Below are 19,245 nucleotides of genomic sequence, written 5' to 3'. Positions count from 1 at the left end.
TTCTCCTTTATCTAACTACTACTTCAACTGGTACGTTAAATACCTTTGCAACTTTTTTGATTGTTTCAATATGGTGACCAACTGCTGCACCAAAATGATGTGTAGGACCAGTCTCGCTCCATCTGGTTACAAACTCTGCAGCGCTGCAGCTGAATCTTGTACGCATCATTGTGTCGCCGTTCTGAAGAATCTTTCCTTCTTCGTTAACACCCTCAGCAACTACGAACTTGAAGTGACCTTCGCCATCCTGCGTGATACCAAGGTAAGTGATAGGTCCTGTAGGTGGATAGAACTGTGTAAGATATCCGCCGCCTGTCTTGCCATGGAATACATCCATCATCTTCATTGTTGGCTTCTTGGCCTGAGAGATGGCTGCATCTCCAGATCCTGAATGTCCAATAAGTGTCACATCATCGTTGAAATCGATAGTGTACATTTCTGCCAGCTGACCTGTACCAGAGATAGTCTTCAAAATGCTCATTGCCATAGCAACCTTCATATCTCCTTCAACCGCACAAGCAGTTCCCTGCTTTATCAACATAGAGAAGGCTGGAATAAGAAGGCTGTCCACCTTTCCAGCAATTCCCTTAGCAAATCCATCATAGTGAGATGCTACGAGACCAAGCTGCTCGTCCTTAACCCACTGTTCAAAGGCAACAACATACTTTGCCATTTCCCATACTTTATCTACATCGCCACCACCAACAATGTCGAATGTATCTAAGATGTCCTCAGCCTTTGCTTTAATAACGGCCTCGTCTGTAATGTCATCTGCAATAGCCCAAATCTTTTCCCAGTCAAACTGCTTTGTGTAAAGCCCCATTCTTCTGTAAAGATTTGACTCATCGATATATAAATCCATCATGCCTGGATATGGTCTTCCAATCTGGGCAATGTTTGTATCTCTGAATCTGCGACGGCAATTTGCTGCAAGGCACCACTCACCAATTTCTCTTGCAACATTTTCATCGCCACCTTCTACAACACCTGTGATTACAGCGCTGCGCTTACCATAGCGATTAAGATCTGCCACCATTTCACCAACTGCACCACATGCATATGCCTCTCCAAGCCACTCTGCTGTACCAGCTGTATCATAATCAAGTGCCTTAAGCTTCTGTACATTTACAAGGACTACAGGAACATCTAGATCCTTTACTGCTGGAAGCATGTTGTAGCTTGTTGCATATGTAAGAAGCTGCATGAAAACTAAATCTACATCTGCTGCTCTAAACTTATCTCCTGCGGCCTGTGACTGCTCCTTTGTTGTAACCACACCGCCATCGATTATTTCTACAGTGTCCGGAATTGACTTTTTAAAATCCTCAAACTGCTTTTCAAATTCTGGTACCAACGATGGAAACTGTGGTAAATATGCGCCAAGGGCGATAGAAAACACACCCACTCTTGCTTTTGTTTCTACTAACATCTTAACCCTCCTAGAACTTTATTTGCTCTTTATTTAAGCCTATAATATAATGATTTTATTGATGTAACTAGAACAGCAGATTATATATTATGGGACCTTATTTGACATTATGAGAAATGATATTTATGAACTTCTAAACCGAATAACAGACGAGGAGAAAATGATTCTAGAAGGGGATACCAGCATCAGAAAAGAGCTGTATACCTCTGAGGATGAATTTGTAATAGATTCAGGAAAGCTACTGGCTCAAGGCAAGCTAATCGACATTAGGCCTCACACCAGATTTGCATATTTCCCTACACACAGACACAACTATATAGAAATGGTTTGTATGCTAAAGGGCCATTTAACAACTCATTTTGTGGATGGTGAAACTTTAACTCTACATGAAGGGGATATTTTGCTTTTGAACAGACATGCCAGACACGATATTGAGCCATGTGACAAAGATGATATTGCTATTAACTTTATTATTCTTCCTGAATTCTTTTCCCGCACTCAAATATTCTATGATAGAAATGATATTTTGAGAGATTTTATCGTAGCATCCCTTTCAGAAAGAAAAAATTATAATGACTATCTTCTATATCATGCCAAGGGCATACTACCTGTTGAAAATTTATTAGAGAACTTAATCTGGACTCTCACCTATCACAAAAACGATATGAACACTATCGCTATGTCCACAATGGATTTGCTTCTGATGAATCTTTGTACTCTCTCATCAGATACTTTGACTGATATGAGCCGTGGTAGTAACTCAATCACAATTCAAGCCCTTGAATACATTGATACCCATTTTGACAATGGCACACTGGATGAACTGGCTCAGCTAACAGGGTATTCAACCGCATATCTTAGTAGAATTTTGAAACAAAATACCGGCCTGAATTTCAAGCAGCTTCTTCAGCAGCGTCGCCTTCAGGAAGCTGCATACTTTTTAGAAAACACTACCCTTACAACAGAAAAAATCATAAAAAAAATTGGCTACGAAAACTCTGCTTACTTTTACAGAATCTTCGAAGCCAAATATGGTCTATCGCCTAAAGAATATAGAATTAGATCAGGGCGATAAGACAGATTTTTTTAACCTATTATAATTCACAAATATAGCTTCCTTGAACTATTACCTCTTCACCATTAGGCTTTATCAATTTTCCAGATAAACCATCAGGCAATTTTACACTATAAAGACATTTATCATCCTCATAGTGCCAACCTACTTTAATAACTCCCTTTTCGGATTTATAAGAGACTTTTGCATATTGTAGCTGTTTGCTTGGTAGTGGATTTAATACTAACTCGTCAAATGTGTATTTTAGCCCACAAACGCCCTCTATCAGCCACTCACAAATTGCTCCGTAACTATAATGGTTTTGAGATGCTTTTCCATCCCATGTTTCCCAAACGGTTGTAGCGCCTTGATTTACCTCATATAGCCAACTTGGTTTTGTTTCCTGCAAAAGTAGCTTGTAAGCAGTTTCTACATAACCGTTATCGGCAAGCACTTTGCATAAAAAAGGTGTCGATAAAAAGCCTGTATTTAAATGAAAATCCATCTTTTCAACTAAGGCATTTAGTTTTTTAGCATTGATGCAAATATCTTTCTCATCTAAAAGCCCAAAAGCGATTGGCCTTACGTAGTCCTTTTGTCGATCCGATTCAATGACTCCATTTGAAATAAAGCGATGTTGATATGCCTTTTTTGCTCCATGACTTATCTTTAAAAATTCTTTTGCATCTTCATGCTTTCCAATGATATCCGCCATTTCAGCTAAGAGCCTCGCAGAGTAGCTTAAATAAGCAGTTGCGACTCCACTCTTACCTTTCATATCTACTCCACTTGCAAATTCTATATCTGGTTCAGCCCATTCTCCATAATCAAGTCCTGATGTAACGTCATAAAAACTGTCTAAACTGCCGCTAAGAAGTTTTTTTATACAGCCTTTTTTAGCTCTTTTTCTGAGAAACATGAGCCACTTTCTCATTGCCTCATAGTTTTCACGAATAATCGACTGCTCACCATATCTCTTATACAAAGTGTGTGTAACAATAATAATTGCATCTCCCCATCCAGCAGATGCAGATAAAAGCTTTCCAAAGAAACTTTCCTCATTGTTTCTTGGTACGATATTTCTAACAGCTCCAGATTTATATTGATTTGCTCTGCAACTTGCCAGCCATTTTTCATAAATCCGTCTACAATCCATTAAATATAGACCAGTATTCACGAAAATCCCTGCGTCACCAGTCCAACCTGCTCTTTCTCGAGTCGGACAATCCGTTGGTATATCGCAGAAATTTCCTTTCATGCTCCACATTGCATTTTTGAACAAAGTATTGAGCTTTTCATTGCTTGACTCAAAGCTTGCTGTTTCTTCCATATCTGAATACACAGCAATTGCCTCAAACACTGCATCCTCTAACGAAATATCTGTTTCTATCAAGCAATATCTGAATCCAAAGATAGAAAAATGAGGCTTGTAAGTATTTTTGCCATCATGAGCTGTATACTCAATTCTTTGAAAAATACCACCTTCTTTGTGACGTTCTCCAGGTTGAAAATTTTCAATAGTAAATTCACCATTTTCATCTAGAGTTTCACCATGAGTCAATATGATTTTTTGACCAGACTTTGCATTAAATGTCATCTGAACATATCCTGCAATATTTTGACCAAAATCTATGACCGTTTTTCCAGATGGAGTTTTTATTTGCTTTCCCTTAAATCTTTCCTTCTCAACAATATGAGGATTATCAGTAAATATTAGATTGTTAAAGGAATAGTTCTTCTCGTATACATGTGATTTGTTTTCTTGTACGGTTTTAGAACAATCAATTACTTCTCCCTGACACATATCCGCAGACACAATTTCAGAATGAGGATAAGTCTCCCATGTATTATCAGTCTTCACAATAATAGTGTCTTCTGAAGAAATCCACGCCAAAAGCCCTATATGGGTTCCAAAAAGATTTCTTGCGCCAGTAACACCTGCTGCACTTCGATACCAACCATCTCCAAGCAATACCTTAATAGTATTTTTACCTTCCCTCAAAAGACCTGCAACGTTATACCTTTGAACATATAGTTCCTTTTCATATTCAGAAGTGCCTGGAGCAAAAACAAAGTCTCCTACTCTATGATTATTAATGTATGCCTCATAGCATCCATGAGCTGTGATAAATAGTTCCTCGTTACCATTTATAGTTTTTACATCAAAAGACTTTTCCACCCACTTTGGTCTTTGTCTTTTTTCTGTATCAATTTCCTTTTCTGGTTCTATCCAATGTACTAAGTTCGATTTTAGTATTCCGCTAATGTTCATTAGAATAATTCTCCTGCAAAAATGCTATACTTTTCTCCAAAGATTCAATGGGATTATTGTTGACCCAATTTCTATGGCTCTCAAGAATAATTGCATCAACATTTTTTATACAGTCCAAGCCAAGAATCCTTTTTAATGGCATATTACCATGCCCTAACTCTATTGAATCTGATTTAAGAATTGGAGTAATTGGAACTTTTTTTAATCTTGTCCCTCTATCGTTAATGTGATAAAGAACCAATCGCTCACCCAGTTGTTCCATCAATGGAATAAAATCAACACCAGCTTCTGCAGGCCAATATGAATCAAATTCTACCTTAACCAAATCAGGATCCGTATCCTTAAGTATCATTTCATATGCCGTATATTTATTATCAACCTTCAAAAATTCCACATTATGGTTGTGATATAGTAATTGCAAATCTGATTCATGTAGTCTCGCGCCTACTTTGTCCAATCTTTTTGCTAAAGACTTTACATCATCATAATTACCATAATCAAATCTGTACATTCCAGTTATTACTATTTTGTTTGTGTCTAATTCTCTCGCCTTTGAAATAACTTCATCAATTCTATTTTCCAAACTTCCTAAATCGGCATGAAGACTAGTAGCTTTAAGTCTACTTTCCTTTAGCATATCGGGCCAATATATATTGGCCCCCTTACCAACCGGCATACCTGCCATTTTTGTAAGTAATCGAACTATAAATGGTGTACTCTCAATCATAAATAGATTCAATTCTATTCCATCGTAACCAACCTGTTTTATTCGTTTCAAAGTACTTAACGTTGTCTTCTCATCTTTACATGCAGATCCAATCATTATCTGTTGCACAGCTAAATTATTCATTACTCTTATTTCACTTTCGCTTTCTGTTCTGCTATCTTTTCCTGAATCCTTACCATTTCTTCTTTAGATATAGGAGAAAGTTTCATTGCAAATAGATTACAAATCCAGCCAATAAGTGGTAATCCAATATAAATAAATATTGTCATATTTTTAATTGCAAGACTTGGTGTATCTGTTGGCTGTGGCATTGTAGATGTATAACCGATTAACGCTATTAGCGAAGTTGCCAAAACCGCTCCAAGTGATGAAAGAATTCTATCAAAAAAGTTATATGTTCCTGTAACAACTGCAGGCATATATTTTCCTGAACGGGCCATTTCATAATCAATCACATCCCCGCTCATAGAAGATGTAGCTGTTGTTACACACATCTTTGCGCCATTAACTAATAATGTAATTACAAAAAATACGGCAGTTGGAAGTATTTCAACAGTCACTTTTCTCATATCAACAATATACATAAATGCTGCCAATAATATGGAAAACGCCATACAAATTCCTGTCCAAAAATAAAGAGCTTCTTTGCTACCATGTTTACCTGCATATTTTGCTCCAAAAATTGCAAAAGCAATAGATGGCAACATCGCAACTACATTCAATATTGTTGATAATTGCATATTTCCAATCAATATACCAAATAGCATTGTGGTAATAATAGATTGACTAGCAGTCTGCTGTGCAAGCTTATCAGTAGCTCCTGCTACAATGTACATCTGCAAAGCCTTGTTTGATTTCAACAGCTTTATCATATCTTTTACTTTTACCTTTTCGCTTGCGCCCTGGCTATCTGTTCCAAAGTTTTCTGGCTTATCAGCCTCTGATATACCAATACAAGCAAGTATCGTAAATACGAATGATATAACAATTGTCACTGTCGCACATGCTGCAAGCATCTCTACTGTATATTCATTATTGTATCTAGGGAGTAAAACAACAGTAAAAAATACAGTCATTATCATTGGTGCGAAATAATTATATACCGTTCCCCACACACCAACGATTGGTCTTTGGTTTGGATCATTTGTCATAACAGGTCCGGCTATCATACCTGCAACATTGTTCATTGTGTATCCCACAATGTAAACTAAATACATCATTGTAAACAAAACAATTCCATGGCCTTTTCCTGAGCACCATATATAGAGCATAAAGATTGCCAAACTTTCTAAACCCCAACCTGCCAGCAAGAATAAACGAATTTTTCCATATTTTGTCATAGTCTTATCTATTAACATTGCTATAAATGGATTAATGAACCCGTCAAATATCCTTGTGGCAGTTAATAATACTCCTACAATCGCTGTTGCTATACCATATCCCACATTTGCCACATAACTAGCATAGGTTAAAAGCATATAAAAACACATTGCTCCACCTGAATTTATTGTGGTAAGTGCTATTTGCCAATTCTTTGCTTTTCTATAGATATCCTTTTTTTCTACGTTAGATGTTAAATTTTCTGTCATTATAAACCTCACTACTTTTCCATAAAGCTGCCAAGAACTTTAAGACTCTTTTTTGGTGTTCTTTCCATTGTATTTCTGTCAACTGCTATTAATCCAAAGGTCATTGAAAAGCCCTTTTGCCACTCAAAATTATCTAATAATGACCATGCAAAATAGCCCTTTAATTTAATGCCCTCGTTAATGCAATCATTAAGTCCTGTCAATGCTTCTTTTATAAACTCACATCTTCTTTCATCATCCGATGTTGCTATTCCATTTTCAGTAACGATAATATTGCCTTTGAATTCTTCAGCACATCTTCTAACAACATTTACTATTCCTGCAGGATAATCCTCATAGCCCATCTGTGTTTTAGTTCCTGTTTCAAACGAAGAATTTGCACCATTTTCGTCAAATATCTTTCTTGTATAACACTGAACTCCAAGGAAATCGTCCTTTTCAATATATGGAAGATAGTGTGTAAATTCATCATCCCATGCTTTTTTTGCGTTCTCTTCACCACCATCTACACATTGGATATCATGAAGAGAAAGGGTCAATCCAACCTGTATACTAGGATCAACTGATTTAATTGCATTTCGTGCAGCATTATGGGCTTTCATTACAAGCAAATCTCCTTCTTCACTAGCTTGTGAAACGAAATTTGCTACCTTTCTAGGATCATCTATATTAAATGCTTTTGCTGTTTCCATCATAGACATCATCATCTGTGATTGATTCTGAGAAAGATTTACTCCAACCTGTACTGAGCCTTCCTGATTTTGAATTTCTGACTGCTTAGACATTCTTTCCGTAATATCCTTAATTAAAAAGGCCATCTGAAGACGCATATTTGCTTCGTTAATTGTGCATACATATTTAACTTTACCTGCAACATGTTCTGTTACATATTTGGCATATCTTTCAAAATATCTAACCACATCTGGCGATTCCCAGCCCCCCTTAGTTATTAGCCATGCTGGTGACGAGAAATGATGATAGGTAACTACCGGTTCAATTCCGTTTGCAAGACAGTAGTCAATCACCTTAATATAGTGCTCCATTTCCTTTTCATTCCACTGACCTTCTACAGGCTCAATCCTTGCCCATTCGATGGAAAAACGATATGCATTAAGCCCTGCTTTCTTTAACAAATCGATATCTTCTTCATATCTGTTGTAATGATCTACTGCTGATCCTGATTTTTCTACAAAAACAGAATGTTCAAGATTCTCCATAATCCAATAATCGCTACCTACATTGTTTCCTTCTACCTGATGAGCCGCTGTTGCTGCACCTAACATAAAATCTTTGTTAAATAACATAAATACCTGTCCCCCTTTTGTATTATGGGTTAATTATATTTGACAGCGGGATATACAAATAATAAAATTGTACATATTTTATTAAAATAGTACACTGAACAGGAAGAATACATATGTCCCACAGATTACAGTTATTAGAATCATTACAATCTACCATCAATATTCCATTTTGCATATACAATACTCACACCGAAATCTCTTATTTCATTCCAGACATACCTATGCCTAGTTTGATGAAATATGTAGTCTCAAGATTTAATAATGAAGGGCACGATATAAATACCCCACTAATTATCATTGAAGAACCATCTATTTTTATTGCCATTTCAAAGCTATCCGATTATAGTTTTTTAATTCTTGGTCCCTGTTTGCCTCAAGAGCATAGTGATGAATTTATAAATCACTTTTTCTTTGGAAAGCCATATAGCAAGGACAAGGAAGCAATTAAGCTAAACATAAAACAAAGCAAGCTTATTTCCATAGAAGAATTAAAAAATGCACTTTGTTTAGCTTACTTTATAAACACTGCCAAAGAGCTGGACAAATCTAATATTTTAGTTGATGAAATAATTGCATCGAATGAGCCTTTACAAAATCTCCAATCTCTTCTAGAAGTTAATAATCTTGAAACCGAAGATAAGAATTACAGTAGCCCTGAATCCATTAATAACGACTTATACTCTTACTTCGCCATGGATGGAATTCCGGTCATGGAAGACTTATTTAAAAAGTTTTCAGAACCAAATCAGTATTCCTTTACGAAAATGTCCTTGGATCACGATCGCCAAACAAAATATGTTTTTATGGTAGTCGCCAACAAGATTTGTCAGGAAGCAATCCGTAGTGGTGTTGGAGAAGATGCTGTAAATGTGATTGCTGAAATAATATGTCAGAGAGTTGACTCAGCGCCAACTTATTTTGATGTGAGACCTTATTATGTAGAGCTTATTGCCGCCATCTCAGAAGTTGTAAATAACCATGCCACAGTTGAGAAAGGTTATTCACCTATGATTTCCAATTGTGTGTCTTATATAAATTCTCATGTGCAAAAAAAATTAAACTTATCTATACTGGCAGACATATGTAATGTTTCTGGGCGTTGGCTTTCGAAATGCTTTAGAAAAGAGGTTGGGGTTGCTATTCCTGATTACATTAATAACATAAAACTACAAAGAAGCACTCAATTGCTGCTTTATTCAAATGCAACTATAGAAGAAATATCAGATTTTTTTAGCTTTTCAAACCAAAGCTATTACTCGAAATTATTTAAAGAAAAATATTCCTGCACCCCATTGGAGTACAGGAATAATAAAAATCTAGATAACCCAGCTCACACCTAGTGTAAGCTGGGTCTTTTTTACCACTTTTTATAATTTCCACTTAGCGCCAGCATAGCAAACATGTAAAGACAATTGTCATAGTATCTTCTATCTCCAGTCCTAAGAGGAGTGTTCCAAAAATCTTCTACTGCTTTGAGGCTCCACTGATTGTCAGAAGCTAAGCTTGCCTGAGCAATGGTGGCAGTGAGTCCCACTGGATGAAGTGCTTTGCCTTCAATAGGTGTGCCGTCTATTGCGTAGATACCACGGTTGTTGTCTTCTGGCAGTGTATAGAAGAAGTTTTGTAGATTGTTTGCTGTATTTCTACTCCACTGTAAAAAGTCTTTGTCTACCGAATCATCTTTTGTCCATTCGTAATTCAAGCCGATATTTGCAATAGTTCTGTAGGCGTCACTGTAAAACCAATCATGTCTACCACCAAAATTACCATCATCAGGATATGGTATTCCATCGTAAAAGCTATACTCTGGAGAAAGTCCAGTTGATGGATGACAGGCTATCTTAAGGAAATCCCTGCTAGCCTGAGCCGCCTTCTTCCAAAACGCCTTATCCTCTGGATAGCAGTTTTCTGCAAACAACTCATAAAAATGAGGCAGATGATATGATGGATCTGTAAACTCCAAGCCTGGCACAAACTTGATTAAGCCTTCATCACTCCACATGTTGTGACCACCGTAAAGCTCTTCGTGATGAATACAGGTTTTCAGAAGTTCCTTAGCCATGTGGCTATAGTTATATATTCCAATCCCATCTCCCCATCTATGACTCGCAAAAATAAGGGCCATAGCGAAAAATTCTTCACCATCTGGAGCTGGGCCATCAGAATATTTCTCGCCATTGGTTCCAATGGACCATGCAAAATAGCCTTTGTTTTCCCCTTCACTTAAATGCATGTTTGTCATGGCCCAGTTCCAAAGCTGATCAAACTCCTTCTTCTTATCCATCTGAACACATATCATCATGCCATATGAAATGCCTTCAGTTCTGGTGTCGTTGTTTCCTGTATCAACAAGATACCCCATAGTCTGATCATCAGTTGTGTAAAAGAATTTGTCATTGCCATAGAAAATCTCATTAAATGTCTCTTCTACTCTGGCATTTATTTCTTCACCTGTTTTTCCTATTTCTAAAAATACATTTCTCATAATGCCTTTATTCCTTTACGCCTCCAAGTGTTAGTCCTGTTACGAAGTATTTCTGAAGGAATGGATAAATGCAAATGATAGGAAGCATTGTGATAATTGTCGCTGCTGCTCTAACGGATGTTGGAGTTACGGAGCCGTTAGAATTCTTCATAGACTCAGCAGACGAGCTTTGGTTGGTTACAGAGGAAAGGAGTTTCATTAATTCGTACTGCAATGTTGTTAAGTCATCACTCATTCTGTTATAGAGCATTGCATCGAACCAAGAGTTCCACTGACCAACAGCTACGAAAAGAGCGACAGTTGCATAAACAGGCTTGCACAGAGGTGATATTATCTTTAGGAAAATTGTTGTATAGCCGGCTCCGTCCAACTGTGCTGACTCTTCCAAACTATCTGGAATACCCTTCATGTAGGTTCTAATAACAAGCATGTTAAAAGCAGAAATCATTCCTGGTATTACATAGACTGCAAAACTGTTAGTTAAGCCAAGTGACTTATATAGGAGAAAGGTTGGAATAAGTCCGCCATTAACATACATTGTTATTACCCAAAATAAGGATACTTGTTTGGCAAATATAAAATCTTTTCTACTTACAATAAATGCTAAAATCGCATTTGATACTAAAGCTAAAAAAGTACCAATAATTGTTCTTGCAACAGTAATGAATGCTCCTGTAATCAGATTATCCTTCTGAAGTACAGTGGTGTAATTCTTCCAAGTAAATACACGTGGCCATAAATAAATTCCACCTCGCAGTGCATCAGTACCGTCGTTCAAGGAAATCGCTAAAGTATTCAATACTGGATAAAGGGTGATTACTACAAAAGCAATCATGAAAATTGTATTGAATATTCTAAAGGCCAAATCGGCACCAGAAATCTTCTTTCTCTTTTTCTTATTCATTGCCTAGCCCCCTTAGAATAATCTTTCTTCACCATGTCGTTTTGCAATTCGGTTACAAATTACAATCAACACTATACTTACTACACTCTTGAAAATACCTGCTGCAGTACCGATTGCATAATCGCCCTGGCTGATACCCCATTTCAATACGTAAATATCAATTGTCTGGGATACATTTACAACAAGGCCATTTCCAAGTAAGTACTGAATTTCAAATCCTGCATTCAACACATTTCCGATATTCATCAGAAGTAAAATCATGATTGTAGGTTTAATTCCTGGCAAAGTAACATGCTTTATTTTTGCCCATCTTCCAGCTCCATCGATTGCTGCTGCTTCATACAAAGAAGGATCGATAGCTGTGATAGCTGCCAAATAAATGATGGCATTCCATCCTGTTTCCTTCCATACATTTGCAAATGCAACGATAGGCCAGAAATATTTTTCGTGGGCAAAAAAGTTGATTGGCTGTTCCACTAAATTAAAGTTTAAAAGCAACTGATTAATAATTCCTGTTCCTGAAAGTGCATCATGAAGAATTCCTGTAACAATAATCCAAGAAAGGAAATGTGGAAGGTAAGAAATTGTTTGAACAACCTTTTTGCCACCTTGGCAGGCAATCTCATTTAGCAAGATTGCAAATAAGATTGCCATGAAAAATGTTACAGCCAAGTTGATAACACCCATTGCAAGGGTATTTCTAATTACTCTCAAAAATGTGACATCAGAGAACAAGCGAATAAATTTATCAAAGCCTATAAACTTGGAATGCAATAGTCCAGTTACTGGTTTGTAATCCTGAAATGCCATTACCCATCCTGCAAGAGGTAGATAATAGAATACAACTCCATATACAACTATTACTGCAGCCCATATCAAAAGTACCTTTTGATGTTTTAATTGTGTTAGGCTAATTGATTTTTTATTCATACTTAGCAGCCTCTTCTATTCTTCTATCAAGCTCTGTCTGCATCTCAGAGAGGAAATCCTCTGGATGACATGCATTGTATGCTTCCATGTACTCATCCCAAGCGGCATCGAAATCGTCAGCCATTACAACCTTTGGAAGATACTGGTGTTTTGTCTCACCCATAAGTGTCCAAGCTGTACCACCTGGTGTTGATGTTGTCATTGAATTTGAGTATGTGTACATTGGATACCATGGTCCTGGTGCTGGAGATGTACCAAGCATCTCTACGTATGTTTCTGCGCCATATGCTTCGAAGCACTCTCTTACTGTATCTGAAAGTCCATCATAGAACTCATCTTCCTGTCCTTCTGGCTTCATAGCATTCTTTCCATCACGGCTAGTTCCTAACCACTGTGGGAAGTATGAATATGGGCACATGTGAGCAGCCTTGTATGCTGCGTCTACAACATTTGTACGCATCTCTGGAGTTCTTGTGTACATTCCATCATCACCGATGTTGTAATCTACGCCTTCAACACCCCAGAATCTAAGGTCATGAACTTCCTGACCAAGAAGGTCGTTTACAAACTGAAGAGCTCCTTCAACATCAGCACAGTCTACTGTAATAGCAAGACCTGAAGATACGTTTAACTCTCCGCCTGAGTTGTGCCACTGATTCTTCATACCATCTTCAATTGTGATTGGAAGTGGAACGTACTGGCATCCCTGCTTATCAAGACCTGCTGTCTTAATAGCATCTTCTGCTGTGTATGCGAAATCCCACCACTGGTCAATCATACCAAGAACACGACCTGTAGAAAGCTTTGCAATATACTCATCATATGTCTGTGTGAATGATTCCTGATCTACGATACCCTTCTTGTACTCTTCATTTAACTTCTTGAAATACTTAACAGCTGTATCTGTTGTGTTGTAATCAATAATCTTTTGTGTTTCTGGGTCTACGATTACTGAACCATCATTTGGATAACCATCAAGGAACTCTGGTGCATTTTCCAAACAGAAATATCTCCAGTCATCACAAAGAATTGTGTAAGGAATATTCTCTGTACCATCTTCCATTGTTGGGTTAGCTTCGTTGTATGCTTCAATCAAATCGAAGTACTGATCCATTGTGTGAACTTCTGGATATCCTGCCCACTCAAGTACTCTTGTCTGAATCCAGAATGCTTCACCGTTTTGGATACATTCTCTTTCTTCACCATAGATGTTTGTGAACTGTGGAATCCAGTAAATATGTCCATCATCCTGACGAATTGCATCCCACTCCTGATCTGTGAAGAATTCCTTAATATTTGGATAGTTGTCAATATAATCATCAAGTGCAACTAATGCTCCAGCTTCATATAACTGAACAGAACCATCACCACCATCAATGAAGTCTGGATACTCGCCACCAGCGATAAATGTACCAACTGCTTCTTCAGCTGTCTGGCCTGTTAACCAAGACTCCTTAACCTTGCAGCCTGTCTTTTCAGCGATAATCTGCTGAATCTCGTTGTCATCATTAATTTCTGTACCTGGAACTGCAAAGAATGCTGTAAATTCTTTGATTCCATCTTCGTTAACTGCTCCACCATGTCCAGCTGTTTTGCCGCATCCAGCCAACATAGAGGTAAGCATTGTAGTAATTAATAATGCGCTTACTACTCTTTTTTTCATATAAACCCTCCTTTTATTCGGGAGCCTTTCTCCCTCTTTTATGATTTAATTGTAGGAAAATTTGATTTTGAATTCATCGGAGAAACTATAGATAAAAGGGGGAGAAACTTTATATTTCTCCCCCTTAAATTTTAGACGGCCATATTCTTTTTATACTTTGTAGGGGTACACCCCTTTGCCTCAATAAACTTATTTACAAAGTAGTCAACATCCTTGTAACCCACCATTTCAGCCACTTCGTAAATCTTCATATCGCTTTTACGAAGTAGCTTTGCAGCTTCATTTAGACGTTGTTCATTAAGATAATCCTTAAATGAACAACCATATTTTTTCCTAAAAACCTGACCTAGATATGCTGAATTTATATAATACTTTTCGCTTAACTCTCGAAGGGTTAAATTGCTGGCATAGTTTCTTTTGATTTCATCTTCTATCTGCCCGAGCACACCTTTTGATACGTTTTTACGAAGCTGAGTTATGTAATCTCCATAGGCATAAGCCATTTTGCAAAGATGGGTTCGTCCACCTCGTCTGATTCCTTCTTCCGAAGTACTTTCCAAAATCATTCTAAGAATTTCTTCCTGATTGACCTCGTTATCAAGCTCACTTGCCAAATGAATTAACTGAAACAGCAGATAATTAATATTTAGATTCATGGTAGATTCTGTGACACCAGTATTCTTCATTTCCTGATAAAACTCATCTACGCTCTTTCTTATCTCAACATGCTCTCCACCTTCAATTGCATCTATAAGGTTGTCCAGTTGTTTCTTGCAAATAAGAATGCCAGTATCATTAATTTTGTATTCATCTTCATAGTAATAGATGTTTTTCTTTTCTCTAAATCCCTGAAGGGAGCGAAGCATATTGGCTGTTCCATATGATTTAGAAATATTCCTTATACCTGACACTGTTTTTCCTACAAGCATGGTAATTTCAAGATTCGTATTTGCGATAAGGTAATCGTAGAACCTTTTCAAATATTCTTCCGTGGTAAGCTGTAGCTTTTGTCCCATTGAGTCTGTGTATATGAAGCCTATATCATAGGTTTTCTCGCTGTCAGAAACATCCATTATGCATAAAGCAAAATCGTTTTTTAGAAATTCATCCGCAGCTAAATAAAGCTTGTTTAGTTGTTCCTTCTTTTCTTCGTCTGAATAATCCTCAGACAAAGTAGCAACATCCAGCTGCACCTCCACATAACACATATCCTCATCCACATCGATTTTATCTGATATGCATTCAATATTTGTTCTATCGTATTTGCCCCTAAGAAGGGACATAATATTTCTATCAAGATAGGCCTTATCCTTCTTTGCCTTCTCTTGAATCTCAATAATTTTTTCCTTGTTCAAAGCAGCAATCTTTCTAAGAATGACTAGTAATTGCTCTTTTTCAACTGGCTTCAAAATATACTCTACGCATCCATGCTTTAATGCTTCCTGAGCATATCCAAACTCAGCATATCCGCTAAGAATCACATAGTATATTTCATCATTTATTTTTCGAACTTCCTTTAAAAGTTCTATTCCATCCATTAGTGGCATTTTTATGTCAGCTATGACAAGATCAACCGGCTGTTTCTCTATGAACTCAAGTGCTTCTTTTCCATTTACAGCAGTGTAGATTTCATAACCTTCCGCTTCCCAATCAACTAAAACCTTCAGACCTTGCAATATGAACGGCTCATCGTCCACTAACAAAACTTTTAACATTAAATCATCCCCTTTAAATACATCATCGGAATTGTAATTTGGAATAGGGTTCCTGTACCTATTTCTGAGTCCACATCAAACATGACGTTATCCTCTGATATCATCTTTAGTCTGACACATGCATTTACAATTCCAACTCTACCTTTCTCCTTTAGCATAGAAATTTCGGCATTACGCATATTCTCCAGCAGTTCATTTGCTATATCTTCTGGAATGCCACTTCCTGTATCCTCTATTTCTATAATTACATTTTCGTCCTTAACGTATATACGAACAAAAATCCAACCTGGTGTAGTTTTACTTTCAATACCGTGAACAACTGCATTTTCCACAAATGTTACAAGTGTTAGCTTTGGTATCAACAGCTTTCTACATTCATCCTCAATATCAATTTCAAAAGAAAGCCTGTCCCCAAATCTGTATTTTTGTAATTGCAAATATGCTTCTACAAAATTTAGCTCATTTTCAATTGCTATTATATCGTCGTTCCATTCGGTATATTGGCGCTGCAGCTTTGCTAAATGCTCCACCATTTTGGCTGTTTCCTCTTCCTTTTTAAGAAGAGAATGCATTCGGATGCTCTCCAAAGCATTAAACAAAAAGTGTGGATTTATCTGGCTATGAAGAGCTATTAGCTCTGCATTCTTTCTAGCTACCACTGCTTCCTGCTCTCGTAACCTATTTTTCAAATTCGTGTGCATCAAGCTGCTGACAAACACTGGCAAAGCGATATTTATTACAATCATGAACAACAACTGATACCACCGTTTTCTAAACAAATCCATAAAACTGTAATCAACATCTTTTATTTTGATTTCCAGTTCCTGTCCATAGACTGTGCAATCCTGAGAATACGCAATATTCTCTAACAGCGTCTTGTTAGCATATTCCTTGCTTACATTACTGTATTTACCATTAGACATTAACACTCTAGTATCGTCACATATGTATGCCTTATATGGATAATTCAGATTCTCGATATCATCAACACATTTTGAATAATCTATCTTTATCAGCAAGATATTGGGCGAATTATACTTGTAATAGTTCAATCGCTGAAAATAATAAATCGTCCTTTGCAGGGCTCCTGTTGGCTGTTTTGTCATTCCAAAGTAAAGCCCCTTGTTCAAATGGGATGTCAAAATATAGTCATACCAGTCTGTTCCAATAGCCTTGGTAATCTTCTGAAATTCCGCTCCGTTTGTGATGGTATTGTTGTCCAAATAAATACAATAATCCATACCTGACTGACCTGTTACAAGCTTTAAAAGTGTATCATCAAAGAATGTCTGGTAGGCGTTGTAATACTCAAGATTTGATGAGTATTCCTTATGTAAAAACCTATGTACGTAGAGGCTGCTGTATAAAGCATTTCCCAGCTTCGCAGCCTCGTCTACCTGATTAAAGAAAGTGTAATTGATGGCATTTGCTTCATTTTCCATCTGATGAAGAATGGAAGATTTTTCTGAATTATATATGGACTTGAAAACAAAACCATCTGAAATAATTATTGGAAGCACTACGCAAAGGATATACAAAAGGGCCATCTTCCTTTTTATTTCAAGCTTATTAAAAAACCTTTTCATATATCATGCCCTTAATTCTTTGTGTGACTAATCCATTTAAAGTTACATCTATTATCCGAATCAGCACCATTTGATGAAGTGTACATACCAACTGTGCAGCCAACAAATCCCCCTGCTTCCTCTGTTGTGTATGGAATCAAATCAACATCTTCCTTTACAGGCAACTGGCCATTTTCATCAACAATATAAATCTGGCACTTCTGTTCCTTTGCCCTTATTCCAATTTCAACCAATCCATCTGAAACTGGTATTGATTTTATAATTTCTTCTTTGCCAGAAATTACAGTTCTCACACGGAATTGATTTCCATTTACGCCTTTTACAATTTCCATAACCAAATGATTTTCATGGTTTTGGAACAACACAAGGCCACCGCATTCTTTTTCATTCTTAGGTGTAAAATCAATTCCGCAGCTAACAGCAAATGCATAATCCTTCTGACGAATTCCAAGATAAGAAGGGTTACAAATATCCTCGATTCTTTCTGGACCAGTGAAAAGGGTAAGGAATCCTGACTTTTCTGCAAGGGAATAGAAATCCTCACTTCTTCTTTCAATTCCAACTAATCTATCATCCAATTCTTTGCTGTCGAAATGAATAATGTCAGTATACGAGTTTTCCTGGTTGAATCTGTATTCCTCAAATGGAAGTTCAACCTGGTCTGTAAGCTTTCCAACCCCTTGGTTGATAACAGGCCATCCATCTTCCCATGTAACCTTGGCAAGGAATGTTTCTCGGCCCATGCTGCAGTGATTTTTACACTGTCTCGAGGCAAGCATTACTATATAGTAGTTACCGTCTTTGTCATCAACTAAATCTCCGTGACCTGCATAAATAACCGGATAGTTCTTGCCCAGATTTCTATGTGTAAATATAGGATTCCTTGGACAGCCTTCAAACCATTTAAAGAGTTCCTTTGATCTGGCAACTGATATGGCATGCTCTGGACCTGTGCCACCTTCTGCATGAATCAAATAGTAATAACCATCCTTCTTATAAAGATGAGGACCTTCTGGCCAAATAACATCCTTAACAGCTCCCTTCCATATAGCCATAGAAGGGCCAACAAGCTTCATAGAATCTAAATCCAGCTCCTGTACCCAGATTTCCCAATCCCCGTTGTATCTAACACCTTCTGGATTTGGTCTGGTTCCAACATAGTAGCAACGATCATCATCGTCAAAGAATAATGATGGATCAATACCTGGGCATTCTTTATCACCCAAATAGTATGGATCTGACCATGGTCCTGCTGGGTCCTTTGCTGTTACTAAGAAATTTCCTCCAGCATCCACATTTGTTGTAATCATGTAAAATGTGCCTTTGTGCTCTCTAATTGTTGGAGCAAAAATACCTCTAGATATTTCACCATGTAATGGAAGCTGACTTTCTCTATCAAGCACGTGTCCTATCTGCTCCCAGTGTGCCAAATCCTTGCTGTGGAAAATTGGCACGCCTGGAAAATATACAAAGCTTGAACAAACAATATAAAAATCATCACCCACTCTGCATATTGATGGGTCTGGATAAAAGCCCTTTAAAATCGGATTATTAGCAATTGTCATTATCTTCTCCCTAAACAAACTA

General features: G+C 37.2%; 14 protein-coding genes. 2 read left to right on the top strand and 12 right to left on the bottom strand.

Annotated features, from left to right (window positions below; all coding sequences use genetic code 11):
- Positions 1-7 precede the first annotated feature (7 nt).
- Positions 8-1,429: an arabinose isomerase gene (locus T375_RS05725; RefSeq protein ID WP_044936053.1), complete on the bottom strand. Its 1,422-nt coding sequence runs from the start codon at positions 1,427-1,429 to the stop codon at positions 8-10.
- 160 nt (positions 1,430-1,589) lie between these two features.
- On the opposite strand from T375_RS05725, the gene T375_RS05720 reads away from it, so the two are divergent.
- Entirely contained in the window at positions 1,590-2,504 is a 915-nt protein-coding gene (locus T375_RS05720; RefSeq protein ID WP_049960311.1) for an AraC family transcriptional regulator, read from the top strand.
- Positions 2,505-2,523: 19 nt separating this feature from the next.
- Here T375_RS05720 and T375_RS05715 read toward each other — a convergent pair whose 3' ends face one another.
- Genes T375_RS05715 through T375_RS05700 form a run of 4 tightly spaced genes read right to left on the bottom strand, consistent with a single transcriptional unit; the run spans position 2,524 to position 8,375 of the window.
- Positions 2,524-4,755: a family 78 glycoside hydrolase catalytic domain gene (locus T375_RS05715; RefSeq protein WP_044936047.1), complete on the bottom strand. Its 2,232-nt coding sequence runs from the start codon at positions 4,753-4,755 to the stop codon at positions 2,524-2,526.
- On the bottom strand, positions 4,745-5,605 hold the full coding sequence (locus T375_RS05710) for a sugar phosphate isomerase/epimerase family protein (RefSeq protein ID WP_044936045.1): 861 nt from the start codon (positions 5,603-5,605) through the stop codon (positions 4,745-4,747). The genes T375_RS05715 and T375_RS05710 overlap by 11 nt, the downstream gene beginning before the upstream one ends.
- Before the next feature lie 5 nt (positions 5,606-5,610).
- A complete protein-coding gene (locus T375_RS05705; RefSeq protein ID WP_044936043.1) occupies positions 5,611-7,071 on the bottom strand; it encodes an MFS transporter in 1,461 nt (486 codons plus the stop codon).
- A gap of 11 nt (positions 7,072-7,082) precedes the next feature.
- Positions 7,083-8,375, bottom strand: a complete 1,293-nt coding sequence (locus T375_RS05700) for a glycoside hydrolase family 1 protein (protein ID WP_044936040.1) — start codon at positions 8,373-8,375, stop codon at positions 7,083-7,085.
- Positions 8,376-8,488: 113 nt separating this feature from the next.
- Between T375_RS05700 and T375_RS05695 the strand changes: the two genes are divergently transcribed.
- A complete protein-coding gene (locus tag T375_RS05695; protein WP_044936038.1) occupies positions 8,489-9,715 on the top strand; it encodes a helix-turn-helix transcriptional regulator in 1,227 nt (408 codons plus the stop codon).
- A gap of 17 nt (positions 9,716-9,732) precedes the next feature.
- Here T375_RS05695 and T375_RS05690 read toward each other — a convergent pair whose 3' ends face one another.
- The 7 genes from T375_RS05690 to T375_RS05660 all read right to left on the bottom strand — a co-directional run bounded on the left by T375_RS05690 (position 9,733) and on the right by T375_RS05660 (position 19,223).
- Complete coding sequence (locus T375_RS05690; RefSeq protein WP_044936036.1) at positions 9,733-10,860, bottom strand: family 8 glycosyl hydrolase; 1,128 nt, start codon at positions 10,858-10,860, stop codon at positions 9,733-9,735.
- Between the two features lie 7 nt (positions 10,861-10,867).
- A complete protein-coding gene (locus tag T375_RS05685; protein ID WP_044936034.1) occupies positions 10,868-11,764 on the bottom strand; it encodes a carbohydrate ABC transporter permease in 897 nt (298 codons plus the stop codon).
- Positions 11,765-11,776: 12 nt separating this feature from the next.
- Positions 11,777-12,694, bottom strand: coding sequence for an ABC transporter permease (locus tag T375_RS05680; RefSeq protein ID WP_044936031.1), 918 nt, complete (start codon positions 12,692-12,694; stop codon positions 11,777-11,779).
- On the bottom strand, positions 12,687-14,357 hold the full coding sequence (locus T375_RS05675; protein WP_044936028.1) for an extracellular solute-binding protein: 1,671 nt from the start codon (positions 14,355-14,357) through the stop codon (positions 12,687-12,689). Before T375_RS05675 ends, T375_RS05680 begins: the two co-directional genes overlap by 8 nt.
- A 131-nt stretch (positions 14,358-14,488) precedes the next feature.
- On the bottom strand, positions 14,489-16,072 hold the full coding sequence (locus T375_RS05670; protein WP_044936025.1) for a response regulator transcription factor: 1,584 nt from the start codon (positions 16,070-16,072) through the stop codon (positions 14,489-14,491).
- A complete protein-coding gene (locus tag T375_RS05665) occupies positions 16,072-17,658 on the bottom strand; it encodes a sensor histidine kinase (RefSeq protein WP_044936023.1) in 1,587 nt (528 codons plus the stop codon). The genes T375_RS05670 and T375_RS05665 overlap by 1 nt, the downstream gene beginning before the upstream one ends.
- 11 nt (positions 17,659-17,669) lie before the next feature.
- Positions 17,670-19,223: a glycoside hydrolase family 43 protein gene (locus tag T375_RS05660; RefSeq protein ID WP_044936020.1), complete on the bottom strand. Its 1,554-nt coding sequence runs from the start codon at positions 19,221-19,223 to the stop codon at positions 17,670-17,672.
- Positions 19,224-19,245 lie beyond the last annotated feature (22 nt).

This window comes from Pseudobutyrivibrio sp. LB2011 (assembly GCF_000701765.1).
Lineage (GTDB): Bacteria > Bacillota > Clostridia > Lachnospirales > Lachnospiraceae > Pseudobutyrivibrio > Pseudobutyrivibrio ruminis.
Note: the sequence above shows the minus strand (reverse complement) of the source record. Positions and strands in the feature narration are given on the sequence as shown.